This is a genomic window from Streptomyces sp. SID3343, assembly GCF_009865215.1.
Taxonomy (GTDB): Bacteria; Actinomycetota; Actinomycetes; order Streptomycetales; family Streptomycetaceae; genus Embleya.
In genome coordinates, this window is the sequence record NZ_WWJX01000579.1 from 1 (window position 1) to 2,939 (window position 2,939).

Here is a 2,939-nt window from a genome sequence, read left to right on the forward strand (position 1 = left end):
ATCGCCGGCCGGGCCTGTGGGGCGACCGCGCCGGCTCGCCCGTGCTCGGCGTCGGATCCCGCCGCGCCCCCCGCGCGCGCCGGTTCCGGGCGCACCGAGCCGTCGGGCGACTGTCGGTGCGTTCCGTCCGTGGCGTTGTGCGACACGTTCTGTGACATCGCCTCTCACATCCAGCTTTCGCTTCCGGGTCCCGTGCGGCGGACCTCGATATTCATCAACCGATGAATCCGATCCTGAAGGCGGGTCGGTCTTCTGTCAAGAAGAATGTTCGTTTTATTATCGAGCCATGCCCAAGGTCAGCCAGGAACACCTCGACGCCCGCCGCCGCCAGATCATCGACGCGGCGCGGCTCTGCTTCGCGCGCAACGGCTTCCACCGCACGTCGATGCCCGACGTCTTCGCCGCGTCGGGGCTGTCCGCAGGCGCGGTGTACCGCTACTTCAAGAGCAAGGACGAACTGATCGCCGCGTGCTGCACCGACGCCCTCCAGGCGGTGGCCGCCACCCTGCCGGACCCGGACGCGCTACGCGGCGACACCGCGAGCGCCGTCCCCATGGGCGCGATGCTCGACCGCCTCGTCGACTCGGTCGTCGCACTCGACGGCGAGGAGGGCATCGGCCGGGTCGCGATCCAGGTCTGGGGCGAGGCCATCCGCGACCCGGACCTCGCGGCACACGTACGCACCGAGTACGACGCCGTCCTCGACCGCCTCGTCGCGGTCTGCGCGCACTACCGCGACACCGGCGCCCTGGCCCCGACCGTCGACCCGAAGGTCGTCGCCCTGGCCGTCATGGCCCTCCTCCAAGGCTTCACGGTCCAGCGCACAGTCCTGGGCCACACCTCCCAGGCCGACTTCAAAGCGGGCATGCACGCCCTCCTGAACACAGCCGGCTGAAGCGGACTCAGGCTGCCTCGGTACGGTGCGCGGTGAATGTCACCCGGCATCGTCGTCGTCCAGGGCGATGTCGAGCGAGGCATCCGGAGCCCTCGCCAATTTCGCCAGGAGCTGGAGAGTGGGAACGGTGTCCGACCCCTCGATCCCGGAGTGCGTCCACTCCACCGCGCTGTATGTCGCCGACGACATATTCAAGCCGAGCCCACAGGATCGACGGGTTCGGGCGGTCGATCGAGCCGCGCATCCGCGCCTCCTTACCGGGTGGGCGTCGGGCGGGAAAACAGGCGCAAAAAAAGCAAAGCCCGATGTGCACAGGCACATCGGGCTTTGCTTTTCAACAGGGGTGGAGGTGGCGGGAATTGAACCCGCGTCCTACGGTGCAAAACCAGAGCTTCTCCGAGCGCAGTCCACAACGATTTTCTCAGCCCCGGTGTTCACGTGGACAAGACACCGACGGGCTCAGCTACTGTTTAGTGTTCCGTATGACCCCGTAGCCGGGTCGTACGGTGGAGTCCCCTAAATTATGCCAGGATCCGGGGCGGGGACGCACCCGGTCTGACACCTTCGGATACTCGCTTAGGCAGCGAGGGCGAAGGAATCGCGCTTGGTATCGGCGATTATTTGTTTGCGACAGGTGGTTAACGAGATCATTGTCGCTTCCTCGGCTCGCTTCCTCTGCTTCGACAGCCGCAGTCGAAACCGATCACCCCCTATTGAGTTTTCAAGCAACCACCCGAAACAACCGGGTGCCATGCTCGATGGTCCCGCCTGCCACACCCGCTCAGGCACAACCACGCCCATCGTACGGTCCCAACGCGGGACCGGTCCACTTCATTCCCTGCGGCCGCGCACGTACTTCGACATCACGCGATCCGTCTCGCGCCTGTCCTGCTGTTCGCGCAGCGTCTGCCGCTTGTCGTAGTTCTTCTTGCCCTTGGCCAACGCCAGTTCGAGCTTGGCCCGGCCGTCCTTGAAGTACAGGCTGAGCGGCACCAGGGTGTGACCCGTCTCCTGGGTCGCCTGCACCAGCTTGTCGATCTCGTGCCGATGCAGCAGCAGCTTGCGTTTGCGCCGGGCCGTGTGGTTCGTCCACGTGCCCTGCGAGTACTCCGAGATGTGCACGTTGTGCAGCCACACCTCGTTGCCGTCGATGCTCGCGTAGCCGTCCACGAGGGACGCCTTGCCGGCCCGCAACGACTTGACCTCGGTGCCGGTCAGGACGAGGCCGACCTCGAGGGTGTCCTCGATGAGGTAGTCGTGCCGCGCCTTCTTGTTCTGCGCGATGAGCTTGCGCCCGGTCTCTTTCGCCATGATCCCTGCATTCTCGCGCATGGCCGCAAACCGATTTCACTGCTCCCGCCGACCAGCCCCCGTCGGCGACCGATCCGGGCTCACAACCACAGCGTCGGATCGGTGAACTCGCCGTCCACCAGCACCTCGAAGTGCAGATGCGCGCCCGTGGACCACCCGGTGTTGCCCGAGCGGCCGACCTGCGAGCCGCGGCCCACCCGCTGCCCCTCGCGCACGGTGATCTTCGACAGGTGGTTGTACGTCGTGGTCAACGCGACTCCGCCGACGCGCCCGTGCGAGAGCACGACGCGGTAGCCGTACGCCGAGCTGTACCCGGTCTGGACGACGGTGCCCTCGCGCGCGGCCCCCACAGACGTGTCCTCGGGGACGGCGAAGTCGGTGCCGGTGTGCAGCTTCGTGTGCTCCAGGATCGGGTGGTAGCGCATCCCGAACCCCGAACTGATCGCGCCGCGGACGGGATACGACAACGCACCCCCCTTCGAGCCCGATCCCGACGCCCGGGAGTCGCCCGACCGTGCCGGCGCGTTGAGTCGGTTGACCAGTTCGGTCAGCCGCTTCTGCTCGGTGCGGATCGCCTCGTAGCGCTGCTCGTCGGCGGCCTTCTCCTCGCGCGCCGTGACCAGCGCCGCCTGCCGTTGCGCGGTCAGGGCCTCCACCCGGGCCGCCGCGTCGGCCGCGGCCCGCTCCAACGCGGCCACGTCCGTCAGGTGTTTCGCCGCCGCCTCGCGCCGCC

Annotated in this window: 4 protein-coding genes and 1 other RNA gene; 1 reads left to right on the forward strand and 4 read right to left on the reverse strand. The window is 67.3% G+C overall.

Annotated elements, in window-relative coordinates; all coding sequences use genetic code 11:
* The first annotated feature begins 286 nt into the window (after positions 1-286).
* Positions 287-895, forward strand: a complete 609-nt coding sequence (locus tag GT354_RS17840; RefSeq protein ID WP_161357299.1) for a TetR/AcrR family transcriptional regulator — start codon at positions 287-289, stop codon at positions 893-895.
* A 39-nt stretch (positions 896-934) separates the two neighbouring features.
* Here GT354_RS17840 and GT354_RS17845 read toward each other — a convergent pair whose 3' ends face one another.
* The 4 genes from GT354_RS17845 to GT354_RS54105 form a co-directional block, all read right to left on the reverse strand.
* Positions 935-1,084: a hypothetical protein gene (locus tag GT354_RS17845; RefSeq protein ID WP_202512004.1), complete on the reverse strand. Its 150-nt coding sequence runs from the start codon at positions 1,082-1,084 to the stop codon at positions 935-937.
* Positions 1,085-1,236: 152 nt separating this feature from the next.
* Positions 1,237-1,606, reverse strand: a transfer-messenger RNA (tmRNA) gene (gene ssrA / locus GT354_RS17850).
* Between the two features lie 120 nt (positions 1,607-1,726).
* Entirely contained in the window at positions 1,727-2,206 is a 480-nt protein-coding gene (gene smpB / locus GT354_RS17855; RefSeq protein ID WP_161357301.1) for an SsrA-binding protein SmpB, read from the reverse strand.
* A gap of 80 nt (positions 2,207-2,286) precedes the next feature.
* Positions 2,287-2,939 (reverse strand): M23 family metallopeptidase (locus GT354_RS54105; RefSeq protein ID WP_161357300.1); only part of this gene is annotated, 653 nt, incomplete at its 5' end.